Source organism: Neisseria sp. P0009.S010, assembly GCF_051958545.1.
Classification (GTDB): domain Bacteria; phylum Pseudomonadota; class Gammaproteobacteria; order Burkholderiales; family Neisseriaceae; genus Neisseria; species Neisseria subflava_A.
Genome location: NZ_JBQCVH010000069.1, coordinates 1 through 230 on the forward strand (window position 1 = coordinate 1; position 230 = coordinate 230).

Here is a 230-nt window from a genome sequence, read left to right on the forward strand (position 1 = left end):
GGTTGATGGTGTATTTGGGGATTTCGACCACCAAGTCTTAATCGGCAACCACCGCCTGACAGCTCAAGCGTGAATCATCTTCCAAGCCCCATGCCTGGTCGAGCAGGACTTCTTCCAATTCGGTCGGTTCTTCCAAGCTGTCGAACCCTTTGCGGATAATCACGTGGCCGGTGGTACAGGCGCAGGATTTTTCGCAGGCGGGATCGACGTCGAAATCATGGTCGAGCAGT

At 54.3% G+C, this 230-nt stretch carries 1 pseudogene; it reads right to left on the minus strand.

The features are described from left to right. Positions 1–37: 37 nt before the first annotated feature. Positions 38–230: pseudogene (locus ACTHSN_RS10935) on the minus strand (ISC system 2Fe-2S type ferredoxin); the annotation flags it as partial.